Genomic DNA, 23320 nt, shown 5'->3' on the forward strand with positions numbered 1-23320 from the left:
CCTTCCCCTGCCCTTCCGCTACCCTTCCTCTAACCCTCCTCTACCCGCTCCCCGCGCCTGCCGAGCCCAGCCGCTTAAGCTGCAGCCGCGCGCCAGCCGCTGTTCCACACGCCGGCGTCGCTGGTACGCAGAATCCGGGACTTCCACTGGCATTCGAGCCATTCAAGCTCGGGGTGCGAGTCCGCCACGATGCCGCCTCCCACGCCATAGACGCCCAGGCCACTGTCCTCGACGACAAGGGTGCGGATCGCGACATTCAGCGAGAAATCCCCGTTGGGCGCCATCCATCCGATGGAGCCACAGTAGAGTCCTCGGTTCCATGTCTCCAGGGCCCGGATATAGCGCATGGCCGCAATTTTTGGCGCGCCGGTCACGGACCCACACGGAAACAGGGCGCGCAGGATTTCGAGCAACGTCGCCTGTCCCACGTCGGCATGAATCGTGGAGGTCATCGTCCAGACCGACGGATAGCGCTCCAGCTCGAATAGATCGCTGACCGACACCGATCCCACACGAGCGATCCTGCCCATGTCATTGCGCATGAGGTCCACGATCATGGCGTTCTCTGCGCGGTCCTTCACACTGGTACGCAGCATTCTCCCGGCCTGCTCGTCCCGGACCGGGTCGGCGTGCCGGGGCGCCGTGCCCTTCATCGGACGACTGATCAGACGCCCCCCTTCCCGGCGCAGGAAAAGCTCCGGGGAGAACGAGAGGACATGCCGGCCCTCGTCGCAGATGTACGCCGCATGCGCCGCGGGGTGACGATCGATCAGTTCCCGATAGAGCGCAGCGGGACATCCGGTGATGGCAACATCCATCGGAAACGTAAAGTTGACCTGGTACACATCGCCCGCTTCGATCCACTCCCTGATGCGGGCAAGGCTCTGTTTATAGCGCTCCAGATGCATACGGGGGCGCGCCGACAGGATTTCGGCAAAGCCGTGAAATGCGGGCGGCCGCCATAGAGCCTCCGTTTGCGCACGATCGAAAACCAGCGCGACGAGCCGCGGCGCCCCACCATATCGGGGAAACGCCGGCCCGGCAGGCTGTAAGAACGATGGTTCCAGCCACTCGCCCAGCGAGTAGGACAGAAGGAGCGCTGTCCAGTAGCCCTGGCGACGGCTCGTCTCGATCGCATCCATCGCCCGGGGCAGATCCGCAGGCGTGCGCACAACGATGCGCTGACGCAGTCCGTACAGTGCGAGCGCTTCCCCGTCGATCGCATTCTCGAACCGGCACGTACTCATGGATGGGTTCATGCCGCTTTGCCGACGGCGGCGGGCGCGGTCGCCCCGAGGCGCACCGAGACACCGGGTTCGGCCAGCTCCAGCTGTGCAAGCTCACGGTATCCGCCGCTCATCAGCCATTCGCCGCGCCTGACCAGACGACGCATGCGCGAACGCAGCGCACAATCGGCATGCCATTGCCGTGCGACAGCGGTACTGCCCTGCATGGCTTCGGCGATATCCCGACTGGAGGCACCGGCCAGCGCTCCGTCGAGCGCCTGAAGCGTGCGCATGTGAACGAGCATGGCACGGGCGGGGCGCGCGTGTACGACTGCGGCCTGACTGAGCACGGCCCGGCCCGCGACACACCGCGCGGCCCACCCGGCAGCGCATAACGATGTCGCCATCTTCACGCCGCAACAGCACGCCCTGGCATGGCGACCCTGACGACAACCCGGGCAGGGCCGACACTTACTGGCCAGCACGTACGGCATGCCAGGTCTCAACGCGCGTCCAAGGACCACCCGCATCTGGCCAAGCGGCAAGCGCACCTGCAACAGCAGACGACGACCATCGTGAACGAGGTGCTTTTCGCCGGGCAGCCGCCAGAAGTCGAAAGCGCACGCGTCCGGCGCCGGGTCCTCGTCGGGGTAGACGTGCAGGACGCTCTCGTGGTCGGGAAACCATCCGGGGATGGCGTCCCGGGCATCCCGGTGCGGATCTTCGAGCATCCGTACGCCCCAGCGGTGTATCGCCCCGCTACCCTCGTGGCGATACCACCAGTCACAGCGGTACTCGGGATGACGCCGCATATATTCCCACGCGAGCGCAGGCGGATCGAGGTGCAGCACATAAAGATAGGCGGCCGTGGGAACCTGCAGTGACTGTCTGGTTATCATAAAACTTGAGCCTCCGTGTGAGAACTGCCGCTCGCTTGTGGACCAGCCATGCTGGCGGCGCCCACCATTCGTTGATCGCCTGTGCGCGGGGCCGTTGTGGACGGTAAGGGCGGACCGTAAGGCGGACTCAGCGCCCGCGCTTAAGGTCGGCGCTTAAGGTCGGCGCTTGAGGCCGTCACTTAGAGCCAGGGCTGCATGACCAGTCGGTCATCGTGTAAAAGCTGGAAGGCGTGTGCGGCGCAGGAGACGAGATACGCCGACAGCGTGGGCGCGGAGCGGCTGCCCCCCGCAGCGCAACGCCTGCACCCAAGCCTGGCGCCTTCCAGAGAAAACTACGGCTTGCGTCCGTCGCCGGGCGCGGACCCAAAGGTGATCACCGGGTAGCAAAGCCTTGAGCGGATCGTGCGACCTTCATCGAGGCAGGGCCGGGTGACCGGCACGATCCCCTGCGCCTCTTCAGTTTGCCAGGCGATATCCGCACCGGGATGCGTGGCAGGCGCGACGGCGTCCGAAGACCCGCAGGTCATCGCCAGGCTTGCCAGCATCGGCAGCACAATGTTCTGCATATGTCATCTCCTTCATATGATGAAAGGCGCTGTGCGCAAGCGAAGACCATTGGCAGACCCGGCCATCCCAAGTCACGCCGACCGTTCACCGCCGGGCACAGGGATCAGCAGATTGCGCCGGGGATTGCACGGGGGACTGCACCGGGATTGCACTGGGGATTCACCGGGAATGGCACGACCTCTATACGGCAGGCAAACAGATCACTGGTATCGCTAATGTCACTGATATCGCTTACGGCGCAGGTTGCGCGAGGCTTGGTGCCCGTCGCGCGGGGTGCCCGCCCGAGATGGACGACGCCCGCACGTCTGAGCAGCCGCTGCACGCTGACCGGCGACACCGCCACAAGCTCGCGCGCACCCAGTTCTGCCGCGCACATCAGAGTCGCGCGCAACAGTGCCGTGGCCGTACACGAAGAAAACTGCCCGTTTCGGATCGTCGCCGGTGCCTCAAGATCCACCACGGCAAACCGTGACAGTTCCCAGACGTCGGCAGACTCCGGCGCCGGCATGTCGTCCAGTAACGCAGGAAAGACTTCACGCAGCAGGTAGGGTCGCGTTGTCGGCAGCAGGCGTGCGGTGCCACGAATCGCACCGGTACGCTTGTTGAGTACGACGACGTAGACCGTGTCCTCGCGATCGAACTGATCGACTTCACAGCCATCCGCACAAGAAAGCTGCCAGCCCAGACGGTGCACGAACACCTCGTGCCGGTAGCGGGCAAGCCGCGCCATCATCGCCGGCTGCAGGTAAGTGGAATTTCCCGAAACAATACGCATGCTTTCTCCCAACGCCTTGCTGTGCCGGAATTAGATCCTCTATCCCGACCTGTGAGCAACCGTCAAAACTGAGAGGTACGCACGTATATCGAAGTGTTCGATCGACTCGCCGGGATGCCCGGCGCGAGGCAAACGGTATCGAATGGCGCCGCTATCGGGACCGCGGGCAACGGACTCTCCCGTGCGCAGTCATGGCAGAAATGCAGGCGACAGCAGACGCAGCCCGATCGTGATGAATCGCTCGCCTGTCCGGCGACCGAACACATTTCCGTAGGTCGTATCAAGCTGCACCCGATCGCGCACGATCCAGAATCGCAGACCTGCCTGATAGGAAGGTCTTCCGTGGTGTTGGCCGAAAGTCTCCGCGACCAGAAACACGCGCGGATGCAGCTGCGTCTCCGTTCCTAAACCCCAGGTCATCCGCGTCAGATGGCGTTCCGTATCGCGGCTCGCACCGACATTCAAATGCGTCACAAAGCGGTCGTCAGCGAAGGACAACGACAGTGGCACATTGACATAGAGATTGCCCAGAACCTTCCTTTGTTCTGCAGTCGGATGATGCACCGCGCCGATCGCGATCGCGGCGCCGTAGCGATTGGTTTCAAGGGGCTTCAGCAACGTTTTCGCCTGGAACTGCACGTTGGCGAGATCCGATGCACCGTTGAAACGCTGAAGGGAGCCACCCAGCGTGAGTTCCAGATTGCCGGTGGGATTGCACCCGGGCAGGGCCCAGAGTTCATTGCCTGTAGTCTGGAATTGCATCCATGACTCCAGCTGGCAGGATTTGGCATCCACGATCCGGGCGTCGTCGGTGATCAGCGGGCGTGCAGCCATCGCCGATGGAACAGGGGCGGAGAGGCATGTGATGGCTGTCAGGAACGAACGCACTGGCCGCGCGATGGAACGGCGTGGGAGGGATTTACGAATCATAGGGCGCTTCTGTTTGATGGCATGGGAGACACGGGCCACCCGCCGGGCGGCTGGGCGGGTTCCGGAACACTGCGATGCTCAGTGGATGTCATGGCGCACCGGGTGGCCGCCAGGAGGTCATCAGCACGTCGTCTGGAGGTCGCGGACTACCAGTAGGTCCGGGACAAACGCACAGCTGCCTCGGCACTTTCGCGCGGCGAAAGCAGCTTGCAGTTGTTTTGTCCGGCGCACCGGAGATCGACGGCGGGCACTGCTGGTGCGCCGGGGTTGACCGACTCCGGATGGTGGACGCGATGCGAAAATTTCAACAGCACCGACACATGGTGCCGGAGTCGGGATACGAAGCGTGCACGCATGCTGCGCTCCTTGATGATGGCCGCGCGAAACGGCGAGGATCATGCAAGAGGCGGGCCGCGCATCCCGTTCTGCCGGAGACGCGGCCACTGCCTCGCCAGGGCGACGAGGCAGCAGGTCGGCTGGCTACCTCGTCAGCAAATAGCGGGAAGATCGACTACAAGCGCTGTCCATAGAGCTTCTCCTGGGTATGGATACGGGTACGCGTACGGGTTCGCGTATGGGTAGGGGTGCGGATAAAAATGTAAGCGCGCGTGATACGGACCAGGAAGAGTGCGCAATCGCGAAGCGTCGTACCTGTCGGGTGTGGTGCCTGCCCTAAACATGTTGATGATCGTGCGCGCCTGGACGCACTGACCGGTCGCGTCGTACGCTCTGCTGGGCGGCATTCAGCATCGAGGCGCCGGCACGGGCGCGTTCAGGACAGATGCGCATTCGGTTTATGCCTGAGCGAGCCAGGCTGCGCAACTAGCTGATCTGACGGGTACAGATGTCCTGCCGACCAGATTGAAGTCATCAGCATCAGGTCAGAGCTCCCGGTCGGACAGTGCGAACGCCACTGTCACGGGCACATTATCCGCACCGTTCTGCCAAGGTGAAAATCCATCTCGCGACGCGCAGGCGATATCCAATGACATGGCTCTCGTGCCAAGTGTCAGCAGCCAAAAAAAAATGGCATCCAGGTTCACCGGGCGCCAACGGGTAGGTCAAAGCAGGGGTCAATCTGCTTGATAGGAAGGGATTTTAGTCATCCGGCGGCAGGCAACAATCCCGCCTTCGTTGGGCTTAAGAATGGAACAAGTCCGCCGATGGTTGCCGTGGCGGGGTAACGGGACATCTGGTTGCGGTTCAGCCCGAACGTCCGGCTGCCCGCCGCCACCTTCCGGAAGTATCTCAGGCCAGGAACTACCCGATCTGGCTAAACTGGCTAAGTTGGCTGAAGGGGGCGTCGGCGGTTCCCTTTCAGGGGCCGGAGCCCCCTGCGCTTACAGCAGCCCGCGCTCGGCGAAAGATGTGGTCTTGCACCCGCCCACGATGATGTGATCAAGCACGCGGACGTCGACCAGCGTCAGCACTTCCTTGAGTCGCTGCGTGACGACCTGATCTGCATGGCTGGGGTCGTGTGCGCCACTCGGATGGTTATGCGCGAGAATAACGGCCGCCGCGTTGTGTTGCATTGCCGCTTTCAGGATCTCGCGGGGATGGACCGTTGCATTGTGGATCGTCCCGCGGAACATCTCGACATACTCGATCAGCCGATGCTGTGCGTCGAGGAAGATGACGGCAAAGACCTCGTGCTCGAGGCCTGCAAGCTTGGTGCGCAGATAGTCTTTGACCTGTGTCGCCGTCACGAACACTTGTCCATGCGGGATCATTTCGTCAATCACCTGCCGGGCTGCGGCGAGGATCTGCTCAGGCGTTGCCGGTTGGTAGTTCCCATGTTCATCACGTGCCAGGAGCGTGGATGCGAACGGGGAAAAGTACTGGGACATGAGGGTACTCCGGTTGCTCGGGCGGGATTGCCCGGAACCGACGCCTCATGGCGACAAGCACAGCCGTCAGGGGGAGTTATCCGGCCGCAGGACGCAAGCGCGATTGCACGATCGCGCGCAGCCCTTGACGGCGAGCACGCCATGGTAAGGTGGGACGAACAGCAAGCCCCCCTAACCACTCACCTTCGTCTCTTTTTCTCCGGCGAACCGACACCCAGCCCTCAGCTGCCCGGCACTCCATTCAGCACTCCATTCAGCACTCCATTCAGCACTCCATTCGGCACACTCTGGCTAAATGACAAAGGGACTGCCATTAGCAGTCCCTCTCCTCTCGGCAACTCAGCGTCTCAACGACCTCCCGGCTGGGCGGCCGGTTGCGCAGCGGTGGCGATTCAGGCCGCCACTTGACCGGTCAGAACAAACGACAGCACATCGTCGGCAGTGGGCACGCCCCAGGTCTGGTCGGCAAGCCATTGGTAGAAGCGCGTCTGGGCGACCTTGGTCGGCCGCTTGTGGGTGACGAGTTTCTGGTCCGCGCTCGCACACTGTTCGTTGTATTGCTCGATCAGCGGCATCTGCTCTTCGGCTGCCAGGCCGACAAAATACCCCTGTGCGCTGGGCAGTCGCGCGGCGATGTAGCGCTCCATTGCTTCTTGCGCGGACTTCGCCGGCGGAGGCGGTGCGACGGCGGCCTCCCCGATCTCTGCCGCCCCCCTTCCCTTCCCCGTACTAGCCGTGCCGCCATCGGTACCACTATTGGTCCCACTGTTGGTGCCGCGCGCCACCATGTCAGCCAACGTCTTTCGGAAGTGCGCGCTCACGTTATCGATCGCCGGGGCGTTGCTTGCAGATACACGTGCACGGACGTGTGCGATCGCTTCGGTCAGGATCACAGGGGGTTGCGCTTCGATCAGCCTGCGGGCCTCGCTTGCCGGCAGGCCCAGCCCGACGATTGCCTGGATCAGGTCGTCGATGTCGGCCTCACCGTTACCGGCGGCGTCGTTGCCGGCGACATCGTCGCTGGCCGCATTTTTACGCATGATCCTGAACTGCAGCTCAGTGACCGAGCGACCCACCTTGTGCTCAATAAGTTCCAGGTCGTGATCCGACACGTCGCAGATCTCCGCGATGCAGGGGTTGAGCACCGCGCGCTTGAAGATCTTGTATTCCTTGTACTTGGTCTCGCTCTCCTCGCGCCCGAGGATCAGATTGCGAAATACCGTCAGAGGAATGCGCGCCGTGATCCCTGCCCGTTCGTAGCGCACTGTGTTTTCCCAGAGCGCGAGCGAATGCGCCCGACGGAACAGCTTGGCGATCCGCATGTCGATCATCGCGTAGCGTTCAGGATTCAGGAGTTCTTCGCGGATCTGGGGGGCGAAGGAATACGACAGGAGGGAGCCCGAGATCCGCGCCCCGGCCAGCAAGGTCGACCCCGTCCAGGTCGCTGTTCCGTCGCTGTTGAGCTGGTCCCAGTCTACGACCGTACGCATCAGGGACTTGGCCGTCTCCTTGATATAGGTCGTGTCCTTGGTAGTGAGTGCAAGGTTTGCCATCATTTCAGGGATCGAGATCTGGAAGGTCTCGACCGTCCCGGCCTCCCCGAGGCGATGCTCGATCGCGTTCTTGATGAGCGCGTTGAACAGGCGTCTCTGCTGCAGCGTGAGCGACCCGCCTACCGGTGAAACGTGGATGGCCTGGACCGCCTTCTTGAAGGGCTCCGCCGCCTCGGGCTGCTGAAACAGGGTAATCTGGCTGCCCTTCGGTGCCTTCGCGCGTGCCATCGGTTGTCCCTGCGATTTTTGGATGGGTGAAATGTTAGACGGGTCGCGTTCACCTATCAAGGTGAAGCGCATCCCATCCCACTTGCCAGGTGAAACCTGCCGGAGAGGGTTGCAACATGCCCCAACTCAACCCCTACGCCCCAACCAGCTTCACCTTTGCGGCGCCAGGCGCCTCAAATCTTTTCACCTTTGACGCCTTGTCGCGCAATCACGAATGGGAGCCGGGCAGGGGAAAGGGGAACGGCGTTGGGGTAAACGCGAGGCTATAGGTGAACGATTTTGGGGATGAACCTTCCCGAAGTGCACGTTATCCGACCTGCCCTCCCGAAGTTCTGGCGCTAAGCCATTTGGCACCCCAAATCTGTTCACCTTAAATAGGAACTGTGAACGAAGAATGCGCTTTCTCATAAAAAGTGGGTACCCGCTCTCGTCATTTGGCTTGGCGGTTCTACGGTCGTACGCCAGTCTGCGCCGCCCGGCGATGACATCTCCCCTAATCCGTTCACCTTTTGCTTCCCCAAACAGCTTCACCTTAAGGCGCATTTAGCTGGCGCGCGTTAGTGACGCTCGCCACTGCGTCATGGCTTCGTCCCACTTCACTCCTCCCCAATTCCCTTCACCTAATCTCTGCATTTGGAAATGCCCCAATAGTGTTCACCTTTTTGGGAAATCATTTGCGATCGTTTCCCTATTCGTGTTCACCCATCGGCGAATATCGCGACAAATTCTCCCCAATGTCATTCACCTTTTGTCTCAAGTGCCTTTCCCCCGCTCTTCGAAAATCGTGCGCCATCAATCCTGACAGGTATTTTTGGCTCCAAATCTCGCTCACAGCTTTACAGAAGCACCTCGACTGATCTGCGCAGCCAGCATTGGGGAAATAGGTGAACAATATTGGGGATGCAATACCTGGCGCGTTAGAGATGCGGAGCCTGCCGGCATTGCGGTAGCGGTCCAGTCTGTCTGCTGTCAACGCTCAAGATGTAAGCAGCCACTTTCGTTGAATCTGCTTGTACAAGCCATGCTGCTCGCCGTACCCGCGTTAGTTTCTCCGCAGCTCGAAGCAACGCTTGTCCTGATCGCGGGGGGTCGTTTTCACTGCCAGAAATACGTCCCTGCTTGTTCCGAATGAATCTGCTGACACTGGGTTGGGACGAAATACAGGTGCGTCTGCGTAAGGTGCGGTTGCGATCCGGAACGGCCGGTCCACGTCGCGCTTTGGTGAAATGCAATGAACGATTGCGAAAGCACAGGCGCGAAATGTGGGCCGGCGCCAATGCGCCGAACAACGATGGTTTGAGGCTTTAAATCGGGGACTGCAACGGCGCCGCAATGAAAATCGATGCCGGCTGACACGGAAATGACGTGTATACGCATCGGTGTGACGTAAACTTCTTGCGGTTTACGTATACGGTCGCTATTCTACGGCCAACCATTTAATTGACGGAAAGCGTCTAAGTTTCTGGTTCGGCGCCTTTCGGCGCTTCGGGACCTTTCCAACGGATTCACAACTGTTATGGCACGCACGAGCTTACTCAAGGCAGAACTCCCGCGCCCAGACTTTTCAGACGACCACGGCCTGTCAATCGACGGGCTGGCGGCCGTTGCGGCGCAGGCCAACGACGTCTTTGGGCAGATTCGGGATGCCATGCTGGAACCTTACCCCCGTAAGATTCCGCCCACGTTCACGAGCAGCCTTATCGCCACGCTTTGCGGGGTCGATAAGGCGCGCTTCCATTATCTTGCCACCAAAGGCGGTTTGCCGGCGGGCACCTCACAAGGCAACGGCCGGGCGAAGGTATTCAGCCTGGTAGACGCCATCACGTGGGTCCAGCACGCCAACGGCCGGGCCAAGCGGCCGGAAGGCCAGCGCGGGCGGATCGTGACGGTGGGTAATTTTAAGGGCGGTGTGGCCAAGACCACGACCGCGGTCTGCCTGGCGCAGGCCCTTACCTTGCTCGGCCGACGGGTGCTGATCGTCGACTGCGATCCGCAGGGTACGACGACCCAGCTTTGCGGCTGGGCTCCGGATGCCGAGATTGCCGAAGAGCAGACGCTGCTGCCGCTGATCTATGGTGACCAGACGACGCTGGACTATGCCGTCCAGACGACCTATTGGCACAACCTGGATCTGATCCCGGCCTCGTCGGCCCTGTTCGATGCGGAATTCGAGATTCCGTCGAAGGTGCTGTCCGAGTCGGGCTTCGAGTTCTGGGACATTCTGCGCAAGGGTCTGGTACCGCTGTCCGAGCAGTACGACGTGATCGTCATCGATACGCCGCCGGCACTGAGCTACATCACCATCAATGCGCTGATTGCCTCGGATGGCATTCTGATGCCCTGCCCGCCTGACGGGCTGGACTTTGCCAGCTCGACACAGTTCTGGCACCTCTTCTCGGATATCGCGAAGAAGCTGCCCGGCGTGCTCGAGTCCAAGCGCTACGACTTCATCAACATCGTGCTCACCAAGGTGAAGCAGGATGCGGTGTCGCGCGTTGTGCGCGAGTGGATGGTGAAAGCCTACGGCAATCGTGTGCTGAGCATCGAGATTCCTGAGTCATCGGTTCCCAAAGGTGCTTCGGCGCAACTGGCGACCGTCTATGACCTCTCCAAGCCTGATGGCAGTGTCGAAGCGTATCAGCGTTTCCGCGATCCGCTCGACAAACTCGCCCTGCATGTGGACGACCAGTTCGTCAGGGCGTGGACAGAAAGGAAAGAAGCATGAAAATCGGTGACAAGTTGTTGGCGAAGACCGCCAACATCGCAGTCAAGAACAATACGCCGCAACCCCAAGCCAACGAGCCCAAGACATCGCCTGGCCGGATGCTAGCTGCGCAGTCAGCCGTCGCTGCGGCCGAGCGGCGGGTTGCCGAACTCGAAGCGGGCGTTGGCAAAGCCATTGAAGTCGCGCTTGACGAGATTGCCGAGGTCCCTGGACGTCGACGCAAGCTCACGCCTGAACAGTACGCGGAGCTGCGGGAGAACCTGCGCAATAACAAGCTGGTTCACCCGATCACGCTCGTCGTACGCGGGGATGGCAAGAAGGAACTCGTCGCCGGTCACAACCGGTTTTACGTCTTCAAGGAGCTCGGCCGGGCCGCGATCCCGGCGGTGTTCGCCGATCTGGCGGACGTCGAGCAGATCGAGGAAGCCGCGTTCTATTCGAACCTGCTCTCCCCGTCGCTGCCCGACTTCGAGAAGTACCTGGGGTTTCAGAAGCACGTCGACCGGACGGGGCAGTCGCAGCAGGACATTGCGGCAGCCGCAGGCATTTCGGCCGGGCACCTGAGCAAGCTGTTCTCGTATGCGCGTTTACCCGAATCCGCCATCGCAGCGCTGGAAGCAGCAAGCGATCGCGGTCGCTTGGGCGTTAACGCAGCCTACGAGATGGCATCGTTTTTGGGTGAGCACCCGGATCAGGAAGCCGCGGTCACGGAGGTCGTGGAGAAGCTGCTGAGCGATGAGAAGGTCACGCAAAAGCAAGCCATCGCCCTCCTCCATGCGCGCGTGCGGCAAAAAACTGCTGCACCGGCGGCTGCGGAAACGCATCGGATCAAGGTGGGAACGCGTGAACTGTGTGCGGTGACGACCCGCAATGGGACGGTCACGCTGAAGTTCAAGAAGGCCGAAGACGCACAAGCCTGGGAAAAGCTGGTGCGGGAGTTCATCGAGGCCAACGCAGAGACGGACAACTAAAGCGCAGAGATTCTGCCTTTAACAACACACGAGAGAGTGAAGCGCATGAACTAAAGCACGCTTTTGACACATCCCTCACCACAAAGACAAAGGCCTGGGCGGGAACCCAGGCCTCTGCTGAGATTCGGACGGGAATCCGAAACTCGATTTGGTGGAGTTTGAACAGATCAAAGCTCAACCTACACGTATCTACGGCGGGAACCGTGAACACGAGTCGCAACGAGTGTTCAGTGTAGCGAGAGATTTTGCCTAGTCAAGCTCCGGAGGGCGTTCGTCCTTAAAAATCGGAGTAAATATGACTATTGCGCAACGCTACGCGCCGGGCGAGGCTATTGCTCGCCCTTCTCCTCTACCACTCGCGCTCATCGAAGCCCGAGCTGCCGTATTCGATCCGCTTAATTGCCTGGACCTCGGGACTACCGCCCGTCGGGTCCTTTTTGGCATTCTGCGATTCTTCAATTTGTCTCGTCCCTCGTCGTCCATCTGGCCGCGTCGGGATCTGTTGCGCGCCGAGTCTTTGCTCAACAGTGAGTCTTCTCTCTATCGTGGACTGGCCGATTTGCAGCGGCATGGCTACGTCGTCCGTGAACAGATCCGCATTGCCCGCTCCGGGCGTTTTCACGTCTCTCCCGTTCGACTCACAGAGAAGGCACAAATTCTCCTCGGTCTCGTCGGGCGGTCATCAAAAGAAGATAAGCGTCGAAAAGTTATCCACAAGGAACCGTCTCTCACAGTGGAAGACGGCCAATATAAGGAACATACCAACGGACGGAAGTCTTTACAGAATTCATTCGCAAGCGAGCCGCCCGGAGATATTGACTCGGCTTCCAAGGTCCCGCTTCCGCTGATCTGGTTGCTCAAGCTCGGATTGACTGCGCGGGCAGTGTTCTCGCTCATGGGCATTGCCAAACGCCATGGCAAGCGACTGGAGGACATTGCCACGGCATTCCGCGAACGCCTGTCGACGCTTTCGAGTCGGGAGGCATATGCCTACATCCGATCGCTTGCCGCAAAGGACCTGGATTTCGCTGCGATTGTTTCGGGCAAGGAAGGCGCCATCCGCGCCGCGACTGAGGCGCAAAGTGCGAAGAACCTCCTGAGTTCGATCCTCGCTAAGTCGCACGGCCTGACGGTCGTGAAACGTGACGGGACCAGTTTGGGGCGGATTGACGCGCATGCCCAGGTGGTCATGGGGCAGGGCGGTTCGTTCCCAGTGAACCTGCGCTTCGCTATGGCCGTGCAGAAGGGCCAGGTAACCATTCGACGCGCATCGCTCGGCTAGCTTGCGCCACAGATACGACCACCATCGGTAGCCCAAACTTGACTCGGCGGCAGGTGTCGCGTCGGCGCTATCGCGGGATTCACTCGTGCGGTAATACCGACGACGTGGAGAAGAAAACTGCGGTCGTTTTCGCCCGTGTTTTTTGCATGCCGTTTCAGGCTACGTCGACGAGAAGTCTGTGGTGATGCTTTCCAGCGAAAGTTGGCGATTCCGGTTCGTCAACGAGGTGGCGACGAGGAGGTGGCTGTCGGATGACGGAAGCGGACAGGGCAGGACGACCCATTGAGGCGACGTGACCCGTCTGGGACTAGGTCGATGAGGCGTCGCGCCTCTATGGCAACAATCGGTGGAAACGGCGGCTCCAACGCCCCAATGACCGGTTTCTAGTAGAAACTCAATAAAATCAATGGGTTACGAAACCGTGGGGTGGTGGCGTCAGAAATGCGGTTTTAGAAAATTCGCGCTCGAAATTTATAACCCGCTGATTTTTAAGGCTTTCTATTAGAAAGTGGCTTGTTGTGGTGTCGCTCCGGGGTGTTCGCAAGTCGAAAGGGTCGTCGCAGGAATGATGGAGCTGGGATCTTCTCGCGGCAGTTTGTTGGCCCGGAATACGGATCTAAGGACGAGGTGCTGTGGAAGAGCTTTGTGGCGGCGTAAGTCCGAGTATTGCCATCTCTCCCGAACTGGGGGTCCCTTGCGTCCCCATTACTGGGTAGCGATGGGAGGCGGTGTTCGGGCGATCAAAGAGCTGACGCCGAATTCTGATCGCCTAGCAGGGCGGCAGAAGGTAAGAGGCGCGTCAGGGCGGATGGTCCCGTTTGGGACAGGCGAGGGCAAGGGTAAAGTACGTACGGGTTGAATCAACGCCTGGCTGCAGAACTTGGATATGTGCTTCACCTTTTGTGGCGGCGAGCAAACGACAGACGGTCAGGCGACGCGGAGGTGGAATCGATCCATTTCCATATCTATCCAGCCACTGCAGGCTCGTATGCCTGAGCGTGTGGAGTGCGGCTTGGTGTGGACGCCACAGAAGCGCCTGTTGCCCAGTCGGACTCCCGTTGTCTGCCATCCATCAGCGGGCGCTGATGCCTTCTGGGTCATGCGCACACTTAGCGCCGGGGAGGCGGCACACCAGCGCAGACGGTCGAGCCGATGGGTCTCGGTTTTGGGGGGGCGGAGCCTACACCAGCATTCTCGCGAATCCGATGGGTGCGCCACTCGGTAACCGGCGGGCGTAAAAGCTTGCTTGGCTGGCTCCTGGCGTCGGGTGCGTGTTCTGCGTGTTTGCGTGCGCGCCATCAACTGCCGCGCCGCCGGACGTCGAGAGCAACGGGGGTGATAGTTGTTGAGAAGGAAGAGCCAAGCCTACTTGGACCGAAGTTGCGGCGACCATCGAGCGAAGGACGCTCATTGCGAGCTAGCGCTGATTGGGGGGGGTCGATGCCTACCGGTCACCCTCGCAAAGGCTGAGGAACGCATTCTTGCAGAGCGAGGATAGTTGGTCGATTAGCGCGCGAAAAGCTGAGGCGCAGGATTGGGTGGGGAAGGGCGCGCCCTTGGGCAAGTGATGTGCGAGGCCGTGAACGCGCAGGACTCCTCCGCTACGCGAGCGGTTGCTCGCAGCGGGTGGTCTTCTGGACTTGCCCTGGTGGGTGTGGATGGCAGGTCGCGATGCTGGTGTCGACGCGAAGATACGTTGAAGGCATTACGCCCGCGACTCAACCAAGGTGGATCTGAACGCCACTGTGGCGTGGAACGTTGCGGGCGGTAATCCGGCCTCGCTGGAAGGTCAGAGTTGCCGGCAGCAAAGAGCCCGGTGGTGAGCTAGTAGGATTGATACATCGAAGCCGGATGGCGACATGACAAACCAACATCACGGCCCCAAGGCGTTGGGATGTCTTTGTCGCTTCCAGAGCGAGAACTCGCGTCCTCAGGTGTTTCTTCGCGAATAGCATCACCATTCTTTGGCACTTCAGTTCAGCCCCGGCGGGTGGGACCGGATAGATCCCCTGGGGCAGGAAGAACTGATGGCTACGCGGTCGCGCGAAAGCGAGAAGTGTCGCCATATAAAACCCCTCGCAATGCACGGCTGTGGGGCCTTCCCGGCGATCCGACTGCTGAGTGGGCATCGGGTACGTATTGAATGACGGGAAGCCACATGCCGCGAGCCGCAAGACAGCCGGGTGGTTCTACCCTTGGAGTGCAGGTCGCGACGCAGGCCAAATCGCCGCAATCACGTAGTCGTGCATAGAGGCAGATGAAGTCCGCATGTCCCGTCGCTGAGCAAGCTTTCGCAGAAAAGGCTCTGCCGCCGGCCACTTGGGTAGAACCATAGACGTTCCCGTCCTAGGCCCTCGCCGGACTGAGTCGTGTGGCGCGTAGGGGCGATCTGGAACCGAGCCGACGTGGGCGAACTTGTGCATATCCGGAAAGATGCACAGGTGGTGTGAGGCGCTGTCCGCTCTCGTCCAGCAGCGCATTGGGTCGCACTCCCTGCTCCGGATTTCCGAATCCTCGCGTCCGTTGACCGGTAAGTCCAAAGGGACGCCCGACCTATAAAATCAATGCGAAGTACCATGTGCACGTTGCACGTGGGTGAGCAGGAAACTCCACCGGCCGGGCCATGAAGCCTGACGATCAGCCCTGGGCGAGCGCTCGACGATGTTGATCATCGCGTCGTTTGCTGTCGTGCGTGGCGGCGTTGTGCTCTTGATACCGCGACCATGGGCGCATCCGGCCTATGCTCGCTGCATTCGTCTTCGTCGGTATTCTTCGGCAATGCGTCCACCGGGTATCGAGGTATAGGCTCAATGAGCATGGCAGCCGACGTACGTCTGTTCGACCAGCATACATGTAACAAAATGTAACTGGTAGGGGATGCTGCGTAGAGACGCACCAGCGGAGGGGTATCGGACCCATCGCTGTTGGACCCATTGCGCCAGTCTGCTAAAGAAGACAGCTGGAACAGGTTTCCGGCAATGCACATCGACCTGCTGTCGTTGGCTGTAGCATCCGTAGGCGTGGAAAAGCCCTCACGCTACCCAACGTGCTGGCACTTTCGCGACCAAGACAGTCGAAGCGGTAATGCAGAGAAGCACTTAGAAGATAAGTCGTACGCCATACATCAGGTAAACGACTTAAGTCATTGTTTTTATTAAGAAAAGATCTGTGCCCGGAATCTACAGGTCACTTTCGCGTACATAAATGCAATGTAAATTATTTTAGCGCACGGTCTCTGGGCGCCACACTTAGCTCTCCAACAACCAATGACCCAGCTGAGCGAAGCGAACTGCAGTGCCAAAGCTGATGCGCGCCTCATTGCGCTGGATTGGGGGACATCCTCGTTACGGGCGATGCTGCTTGGCGAGGATGCCGCCTTGCTCGACGCCAGAGTTGCGCCACTGGGGATCATGCAGATCGGCGAGGGTGGTTTTGAAGCAGCGTATCGCTCGGTGGTCGCCGACTGGCTGGCTGAAGCACAGCTTCCAGCCATAGCTGCCGGGATGGTGGGTAGTGCGCAAGGTTGGCTAGAGGCACCATATTGCCAAGGGGCGGCCGGCGCGCGCGAACTCGCGGGTCGGTTGGCCTACGTTGCGTTATCCGATGGCGGGGTATTGCATCTGGTGCCGGGTGTTTCGCAGACTGAGCCGCGGGCCGAAGTCATGCGTGGCGAGGAAACCCAGGTGGTGGGCGCGTTGACCCTTTTTCTCCAGATGCGCCGGGAAGCCGTGTTCGTCCTGCCAGGCACCCACAGCAAATGGATCCGCATCGAGGATGGATGCATCCTCGAATGCCAGACCTTCATGACCGGTGAGCTGTTTGCCGTGCTGCGGCAGCATTCCATTCTCGGTCGATTTGCTGATACCGGCGAGCCGGAGGGCGTGGCCGCCGAAGAGGCGGACAACGCCTTCGATACAGGGGTCGAAGTAGCTCGCCGCGCCGCCGTCGAGCAGATCGAGCCATTCGGGCCGCGCGCCAAGACGGGCGAGGGCGCGTGCATCCTCGTGCCGTCGACGCAGCACGGCTTGCAAAGCGTCGTCAAAGCCGGCGGCGCGGCCCCACTTCGGCGGCGCCGTGCCCGCCTCGGGGACGCCTGCGAACACCGTTACCACGACTGGGTCCATCGCTGCCGCGATGAGGCCGCCGCAACTGAAGACCGCATCGTCGAGATATGGAGAGATGACCGTGAGAGGAGCCTGGATCTGCGGCGTCGGCACGATGGCCCTTCGGATGGCGTGGTGTAGGCGATTTGCCCGCTGGCGCCTAGGTTGCTCGCGCATCGGCGGGAAGCGTGGCCAACATCGACAAGTATCCGGCGAAGCCGCCCGGTGCGCGTCCCTGGGTGCGCGCGCTGGTAATGACACGTGGACCGGCGCTCCAGGCGATCCGGGCTCCGATGGCCAGCAGGCGATGCACCAGCGCCACGTCCTCCGGGCGTCGAGGGCCAGCAGATGCTCGGCGCCAGCATGGCGGGCCTTGCCGACATTGCGTGGGCGATCGTCGGTGACCCATCGCTACGATCGTCGAGCACCACGACCAGCATCACCGGCTCCCGTTGCAGTCTCGGATGCAACGCTGCCACGCCGAGCGCCATCAGACATGCTTCGAGGCAGCCTTCCTCGTTGTGGACGGGTACCACGACGCCGATCATCGAAGCCGAATGCAGCATGTCCGCCTCGGCACGAACTGCACACCGAATTCGTACTCCGGAAACAGGCCCGATTCGATTGATGTCCACAGGTTGCGGCGATGGAAGTCCGGGTCCTCAATAGGCGATTTGAGACTGTCCTGGTAGGGACATCGAACCTAGGCAGCATCAACTTCTACAGCGTGCCGCGCTCACTCTTCTCCCAACTCATCGCCCACCCATACAACGCAATACACCCGAACACCAGCATCGTAGGGCCGAACACAAACGACAGCAGCGGCATCATCAGCAACGAGCAGGACACCATCAGATACAAGTGCGACGCCAGTTGCATCGGCACCGCGACGACCACGAATACAAGCGTGATCAGCGTCAGGAATATCTTCTTCGGCCACGAGAAGTCAAAGATGTAATAGACCAACGCATGCGCCCAGGGCAACAGGAACAGGAAGCTGGCACAGGTCTTGACGCCGTTGTCCACATACCTGCTGGCCGTATACGGAAAGCTCTGTGGCGCCACCGCGAAGAACAGCAATGCCGTGGCCTCGATGAACACGGCGAACAGCACGAAGTACCGCAGCGGCAGGTACAGGTCCCGTATCCGGAACGCCATCAGGCAGACGACGACCGTCGCGACCAGCGTCACGGACCAGGTCAGCACGTCTGGCACTGGCGCAACGACATCGGTGTAGGGCAGGTTGAAGTCGAACCATGCCACCCGCGTCAATTGCTCGATGACGACTCCATCGATGTCGAGCCTGTTGATCCAGAAGCGCAGGACCCCCGCCCACATCCCGCTGATATGGTCGCGCAGCATCCATTCGGCCATATTGAACGCGGCCGGCACCAGCAGTATTCCGATGATTGCGGGGGCGGACAGGGTCAGGTGATCCAGCGAACGATGCCGGGCAAGACACAGAATGGACAGGCCCAGCGCGTCGCTCTGGTCGCGTGTGGCTGCGGTGTGTCCGGTAGGGCGTGTCATGGCTAGAACTCCGCGAAGACCCCAATTTCTGCCTGCTTGCGCGTGTAGGACGGGTTGGTGTAGTAAATCGCGCGCAGGTTGATGCCGTAGCGCTTGGTAATCCATTTGCGCCAGGACAGCGAGACCTCATGGCTATGGAAGTCACTCAGCAGGGCCTGTTCGCCGGTGAGCTGGTAGGCTTCGCTGCCGCCATCGTATTTCAGGGTGATGTACTGATCCTTGTCGCGACCGTAGGTAACGGCGACGATGCCGCGATTGGAGCGGACGTTGCCAGGATCGCTGCGGTTCAGCCGCGCGTTGAGCTGAACGATCCATGGGGCGTCGAAATAGTACGTCAGGCCGAGCAGCAAGGTCTTGTCGGTATAGACCTCCTTGGCGCGGTAGTAGGTGAAGCCTACGCTCGCGACCAGGTTCTTCTTTTCGAGCAGTTTGCGGAACAGCAAGCCATCGGCTCGGAATTCGGGCAGGAAGAAGCCACCGGCGCTGGTGCCGGCGCTCAGGAAGCCGTACCAGTTCTCGTCGAAGTCGCGCTGGTAGCCCAGGCCGAAGAATGTGCCCTGGTCGCCAAAATGGCTCTGGTGGCTGATCTCGCCGGTCACGTAGTCCTTCGGGGTGAAGTGGACCCCGCCTCGCAGGTACTGGTCGTTCCAGTTGGAGTTGTCGCCGCTGAGGTTGGCGTGGCCAAGTCCGCCTTCGATAAAGCCCGTGACCAGGGGCGCGGGGACGTACGTCCTGGGCGCGGTGGCTTCCGCCTGGGCGCGGACATCGGTTGCGGCAAGCAGTGCCAGCATGCCTACAAGGGGCAGGGCACGGGCCCCGTGGGGGCTGGTATTCGAGAGCTTCGCCATGCGTATCCTGTCGATCATGTCGATGTCGCCCGGAGGATCCCGCCAGGAGCCTCCGCCCCGCAAGCTGCTGTAAAACCATACACTGCTACGCCATGCGCAGTCGATCATGGATAGAACCGAGATGGGCGCGTTATGCATGGACATGATGCAAATCAGCGACACCGCATGCCCGGCGTAGGCGGTGCCAGCGCCTGCTCGGGGGTCAGGCGCGCCTCGAATGCCAGGTACAGCGCTTCCTCCAGGACATTCCAGTGTTTGCCATGCCGGAACTGGATGGATCGCATGCGCCAGCACACAATCGCATCCTTGTCCCCCATCCTGTCGGCCACCAGGCCCCAGGGGAAATCGGTTTCGGACATCTGCAGCCACGCCATGCGGTACTCCTTCATCCAAAGGTAGTAGGCCGCCTTATGGGGCCGTCCGGCGGGCCGGATGTCGCCCAGGATGGGGAAGATCTGCGCCACGGTATCCGGGTAGAACGCCGACTCTTCGCGTGGCTGGGTGCTGACGAGGTAGCCCTTGCCGGGGCGCCAGAACACTCGCAGGATGTCCTTGTCGAGCTGTTCGGCGCGGCGCATCCAGCTGGCGGCGCCCGCGGCGTCTCCCTGGCGCTGGCGATAGTTGCTGACAGCCTTGAAGGCGCTCGAGACTTCCACGTTGTCCATCAGCAAGGCCACCGGGATCTTGGCCGATATCAGGTAGACGCCAGAGGTTGGGTCGCGCAGGGTGTCCAGTACCCGGCTGGCCTTGTCGAAGCTGGCCTGCCACGCCGGGGGCATGGCCTTGGGCGGTGCGGAGCGGACCAGCAGCTCCATCCAGGCCGCCATCAGCGCGTCGTCAGCGTCAGCCTCCTGGCAGGAGACGAAGCCCTGGCCCTTCATGCAGTAGCGGTCGAAGCGGCCGTCGGCGTGCTGGCGCGCGAGCAGCCATGCAATCCAGCTGGTGGCGGCGGCTTTCGTGGTCATGCCCGCGTCCTGCGCAGCCAGCAGTGCCTTCGTTGCAAAGTAGGGATCGATCGAGTCGCCGTTGAAGTAGGTGGTGATGCCCCCGTCGGGGCGCTGGTAGTCGGTCAGCACAAGCTCGGCTGCGCGCGCCGGCTGGGAGACGCAGGTGGCCATCACGAAGAGCAGCGTGAGCAGGATTTTCATGGTATGCAAGGGAATTGTGCGTGGGCCACATGGCCGTCGGAGACGACCCGTCCTTCCTCCGGGGCGCACACCGCGCCATACACCACCGTGCCGGCGCAAACGTAGAGCACCGGCGCCACCAGTGTGGTGCGTTTGTTTGTCGCGCCGATCGTACAGCGCGCCCCGACATCGATCTCGCGCTCGGCAGCCACCGGCCCTGCGATCACGCACTCGCGGGCCACGAAGATGGCGCCCGTGGCAATCAGCGCCCCGTCGATGCGCACCCGTGCGCCCACCCAGATACTGCCGCTTGCCTTGACGCTGCCGATAATGCGTGCCCCCGTGCCGATCCACAGGTCGCCATGCACGACAAGGTCGCCGCGGTACAGGGTGTGGGCGGGATATGTCAGATCCTCCGTGACCAGCCAGCGACCGTCAGCAGTTTCGCTCGGAGCGATGACCGCATGGGCCCAGTCTCCTCCGGACGGCGCGGTGGCGTCCATGTCGGGTGGCGCGCCAAGGTGACGCGGCCCGAATCGGATCTCCGGGGCGCTGACCGACGTGAACTCGCACTCGTCTTCCAGGCGGATGGCGTACAGGGCCGAAGCCGGTCCGCGCAGGCGGCCCTGCGGCTCGACGTGGATCGTGCGCGCGTGCGCCCACCGCTGCAGTTCGCTGCCGCTGCGCATCAGGATTTCGCCTTCGGACAGCAGCACCTGCATGCGATTGCCCTGCCCCGTGGAGATACCGCGCCGGCCGTAGATGGCCCCGGAAAACGTGTGGTTGTCCGGAAGCACCAGCGAACCGCTGGTGATGATGGTGCGCGCGCAGACGCCCATGAACGCCTCTGCCGCGCGCGGCATGAACGTGCCCGTCACGTGAACGACGCGCCCGAGGTTGCTGACCAGGTGCGCCAGGCCACGCTGGCCGGTGCCATCGTCCCGACGCTCGACCATCGCCCGGAAGCTCGCGGCCACGGCCCTGACGTCCAGCGTGTGCACGCCATCGATCGCCAGCGGGCGGATGTCGCGCCGCCGCCGCCACTCAAGCGCCGACGGCAGCAGCGGCAGCGCGAAGACCAGCATGGTGAGAGTGCCTAGCAGCAAGGGCCACACGTTTATCTCTCCTGTCGATAACGCGCTGTCTTGTCCCACCGCAGTTCGCGGCGGAGCAGATGATCGAAGACGACCTGGCTGAAGATGGCGCGCGACACGGCCAGCATGCTGACAAGGAAGCCGAAGTAGTTCAGCGGCAGCAGGCGGATGCGTTCGCGGGTGCCGTCCAGATGTACGGCGGCCGCGATCTCGAAGAACGCGGCGAAGTTACCGAGCGTCCCGTAAGACATCAACGCGAACAGGATCACGGCTTCACCAAACAGCGGCAGGCCGCCGGCATAGAACAGCAGGATCGCCAGCATCCAGCCGAACAGCATCAGCGGCGCCATCATGTAGATGCCGAGCAGCGCTACGCCGTCAATCTTCTCCAGCAGCCCGTGGTGCCGGCACACTGCCATCTTCCAGCCGTGACGATTGAGAGCCTGGTTATGGCCCTTGGTCCAGCGCATGATCTGTCGCACCCGCACGGGCCACGTCTCGGGCACCTCCTCATAGCATTCCGACCAGTTCTGGTAAATCGTCTTCCAGTCGGCCAGCAGTAGCCGATAGGTCAGGTCGGTGTCTTCGGCCAGCACATCGTCGTGCCAGCCGCCGGCGCTGCGCAGCGCCCGCACCCGGATGCCGCCGACGGTGCCGCCATATTGCGGCACCAGGTTCAGGTTCATGCGAGCCTGCTGGTCCACCTGGTAGCCGCCGGAGCGTTCGAGGTCGAGCAGGCGCGTCAGCAGATTGCTGCCCAGGTTCAGCGGCACCACGCGGCCCATGGTCGCGCCGACTTCGGGATCGAAGAACGGGGCCACCAGTTGCTTGAGCAGGCCCACCGACGGGAGGTAGTCGGCATCGAACACGACAATGATCTCGCTGGAGAGCGAGTCGCTCGCATCCTTGAGCGCGGCGGCCTTGCCGGGCTTGCCGCCGGTGCGGTGGAACGGGGTGATGCGCCCTGGGTACCGCTCGACGAAATCGTCGATGATCTCGCGCGTGCGATCGCTGGAGCGGTCATTGACGGGCATGATGGTGAGGCGGTCGGCGGGATAGTCCGCCTGCAGCAGACACGTCAGCGAACCGGCGATCACCGCCTCTTCGTTGTGTGCCGCGACCAGGACAGTCAAGGTAGGCCAGTCGGCGATGTCGATGTCCAGGTACGGGTGGCGTTGCCTACCAAACAGCCGGTTCAGTGTGAACAGATAGTGGCGAATGGCATAGAAGATCACCAGGCCGACAATCAGCAACAACATGAACGTCATCGGCGGCACGATCCCCTTCACCTCCTCGTTCAGGGGCGTTGTCAGCGGCGCAGGCCTGGTCCAGGGGCGCGGACGCAGCGCCGGCTCGGGCCGGCCATCGCCTTCCAGCGTGCGTGGCGTTGCCATTGCAACTTCCACCGCGGTGCTGCTGCCGGGCTCGGCGGCAGCAAGCTTCACGGATGTCGATAGCGGTTTGGAGGCGGCTTCCGGGGCCAGGGCGCCGCGGGCGAAGGCCTCTCCCCTCACAGGAGTGTCCGCGGCCTTCGATTCGGGAGCGGACATGCTGAAGACCAACAGCCCGCTCAGCGAGAGGAATAGGCGATAAGCCACGTGCATGCTCGATGATC

At 61.6% G+C, this 23320-nt stretch carries 16 protein-coding genes and 3 pseudogenes; 4 read left to right on the forward strand and 15 right to left on the reverse strand.

What is annotated here, in order from left to right; all coding sequences use genetic code 11:
• Window positions 1–74: 74 nt before the first annotated feature.
• From CYJ10_RS24305 to CYJ10_RS24335, 8 genes are all read right to left on the reverse strand, one after another.
• Window positions 75–1259 (reverse strand): aminodeoxychorismate synthase component I, encoded by a 1185-nt coding sequence (locus CYJ10_RS24305; RefSeq protein WP_257993504.1) that lies wholly within the window; start codon window positions 1257–1259, stop codon window positions 75–77.
• Window positions 1256–2125, reverse strand: coding sequence for a DUF7011 domain-containing protein (locus CYJ10_RS24310; RefSeq protein ID WP_101684016.1), 870 nt, complete (start codon window positions 2123–2125; stop codon window positions 1256–1258). The genes CYJ10_RS24305 and CYJ10_RS24310 overlap by 4 nt, the downstream gene beginning before the upstream one ends.
• Window positions 2126–2457: 332 nt before the next feature.
• Window positions 2458–2691: a hypothetical protein gene (locus tag CYJ10_RS24315; protein ID WP_101684017.1), complete on the reverse strand. Its 234-nt coding sequence runs from the start codon at window positions 2689–2691 to the stop codon at window positions 2458–2460.
• 104 nt (window positions 2692–2795) lie between these two features.
• Complete coding sequence (locus tag CYJ10_RS24320; protein ID WP_101684018.1) at window positions 2796–3467, reverse strand: acyl-homoserine-lactone synthase; 672 nt, start codon at window positions 3465–3467, stop codon at window positions 2796–2798.
• Between the two features lie 189 nt (window positions 3468–3656).
• Window positions 3657–4397: a hypothetical protein gene (locus CYJ10_RS24325; RefSeq protein WP_257993505.1), complete on the reverse strand. Its 741-nt coding sequence runs from the start codon at window positions 4395–4397 to the stop codon at window positions 3657–3659.
• Between the two features lie 146 nt (window positions 4398–4543).
• The gene (locus CYJ10_RS33895; protein WP_146002107.1) at window positions 4544–4753 is read right to left on the reverse strand and encodes a hypothetical protein; all 210 of its coding nucleotides are present in this window, start codon (window positions 4751–4753) and stop codon (window positions 4544–4546) included.
• Between the two features lie 984 nt (window positions 4754–5737).
• The gene (gene radC / locus CYJ10_RS24330; protein WP_101684020.1) at window positions 5738–6244 is read right to left on the reverse strand and encodes a RadC family protein; all 507 of its coding nucleotides are present in this window, start codon (window positions 6242–6244) and stop codon (window positions 5738–5740) included.
• 392 nt (window positions 6245–6636) lie between these two features.
• On the reverse strand, window positions 6637–8025 hold the full coding sequence (locus CYJ10_RS24335) for a replication initiation protein (RefSeq protein WP_101684099.1): 1389 nt from the start codon (window positions 8023–8025) through the stop codon (window positions 6637–6639).
• 1516 nt (window positions 8026–9541) lie between these two features.
• On the opposite strand from CYJ10_RS24335, the gene CYJ10_RS24340 reads away from it, so the two are divergent.
• The 4 genes and pseudogenes from CYJ10_RS24340 to CYJ10_RS34930 form a co-directional block, all read left to right on the forward strand.
• Window positions 9542–10750, forward strand: coding sequence for a ParA family protein (locus CYJ10_RS24340; protein ID WP_101684021.1), 1209 nt, complete (start codon window positions 9542–9544; stop codon window positions 10748–10750).
• Window positions 10747–11721, forward strand: coding sequence for a ParB/RepB/Spo0J family partition protein (locus CYJ10_RS24345; RefSeq protein ID WP_101684022.1), 975 nt, complete (start codon window positions 10747–10749; stop codon window positions 11719–11721). The genes CYJ10_RS24340 and CYJ10_RS24345 overlap by 4 nt, the downstream gene beginning before the upstream one ends.
• A gap of 295 nt (window positions 11722–12016) precedes the next feature.
• The gene (locus tag CYJ10_RS33900) at window positions 12017–13003 is read left to right on the forward strand and encodes a hypothetical protein (protein ID WP_146002108.1); all 987 of its coding nucleotides are present in this window, start codon (window positions 12017–12019) and stop codon (window positions 13001–13003) included.
• A gap of 3353 nt (window positions 13004–16356) precedes the next feature.
• Window positions 16357–16893 (forward strand): annotated as a pseudogene (locus CYJ10_RS34930) (2-dehydro-3-deoxygalactonokinase); the annotation flags it as partial.
• A 54-nt stretch (window positions 16894–16947) separates the two neighbouring features.
• Here the strand turns inward: CYJ10_RS34930 and CYJ10_RS34935 are convergent.
• The 7 genes and pseudogenes from CYJ10_RS34935 to CYJ10_RS24390 form a co-directional block, all read right to left on the reverse strand.
• Window positions 16948–17205, reverse strand: a pseudogene (locus tag CYJ10_RS34935) (hypothetical protein); the annotation flags it as partial.
• A gap of 447 nt (window positions 17206–17652) precedes the next feature.
• Window positions 17653–17773: pseudogene (locus CYJ10_RS33905) on the reverse strand (catalase); the annotation flags it as partial.
• 53 nt (window positions 17774–17826) lie between these two features.
• Window positions 17827–18636 carry a hypothetical protein gene (locus tag CYJ10_RS24370; RefSeq protein ID WP_101684026.1) on the reverse strand — a complete coding sequence of 270 codons (810 nt, stop codon included), beginning with the start codon at window positions 18634–18636 and terminating at the stop codon, window positions 17827–17829.
• Window positions 18637–18638: 2 nt separating this feature from the next.
• Entirely contained in the window at window positions 18639–19484 is an 846-nt protein-coding gene (locus CYJ10_RS24375; RefSeq protein ID WP_101684027.1) for a YaiO family outer membrane beta-barrel protein, read from the reverse strand.
• A 152-nt stretch (window positions 19485–19636) separates the two neighbouring features.
• The gene (locus CYJ10_RS24380; RefSeq protein ID WP_257993506.1) at window positions 19637–20632 is read right to left on the reverse strand and encodes a hypothetical protein; all 996 of its coding nucleotides are present in this window, start codon (window positions 20630–20632) and stop codon (window positions 19637–19639) included.
• Window positions 20629–21726 carry a hypothetical protein gene (locus tag CYJ10_RS24385; protein ID WP_257993507.1) on the reverse strand — a complete coding sequence of 366 codons (1098 nt, stop codon included), beginning with the start codon at window positions 21724–21726 and terminating at the stop codon, window positions 20629–20631. Before CYJ10_RS24385 ends, CYJ10_RS24380 begins: the two co-directional genes overlap by 4 nt.
• A 2-nt stretch (window positions 21727–21728) precedes the next feature.
• Complete coding sequence (locus tag CYJ10_RS24390; RefSeq protein ID WP_257993508.1) at window positions 21729–23255, reverse strand: glycosyltransferase family 2 protein; 1527 nt, start codon at window positions 23253–23255, stop codon at window positions 21729–21731.
• Window positions 23256–23320 lie beyond the last annotated feature (65 nt).

The sequence above is a fragment of the Cupriavidus pauculus genome (assembly GCF_002858765.1).
Classification (GTDB): Bacteria; Pseudomonadota; Gammaproteobacteria; order Burkholderiales; family Burkholderiaceae; genus Cupriavidus; species Cupriavidus pauculus_B.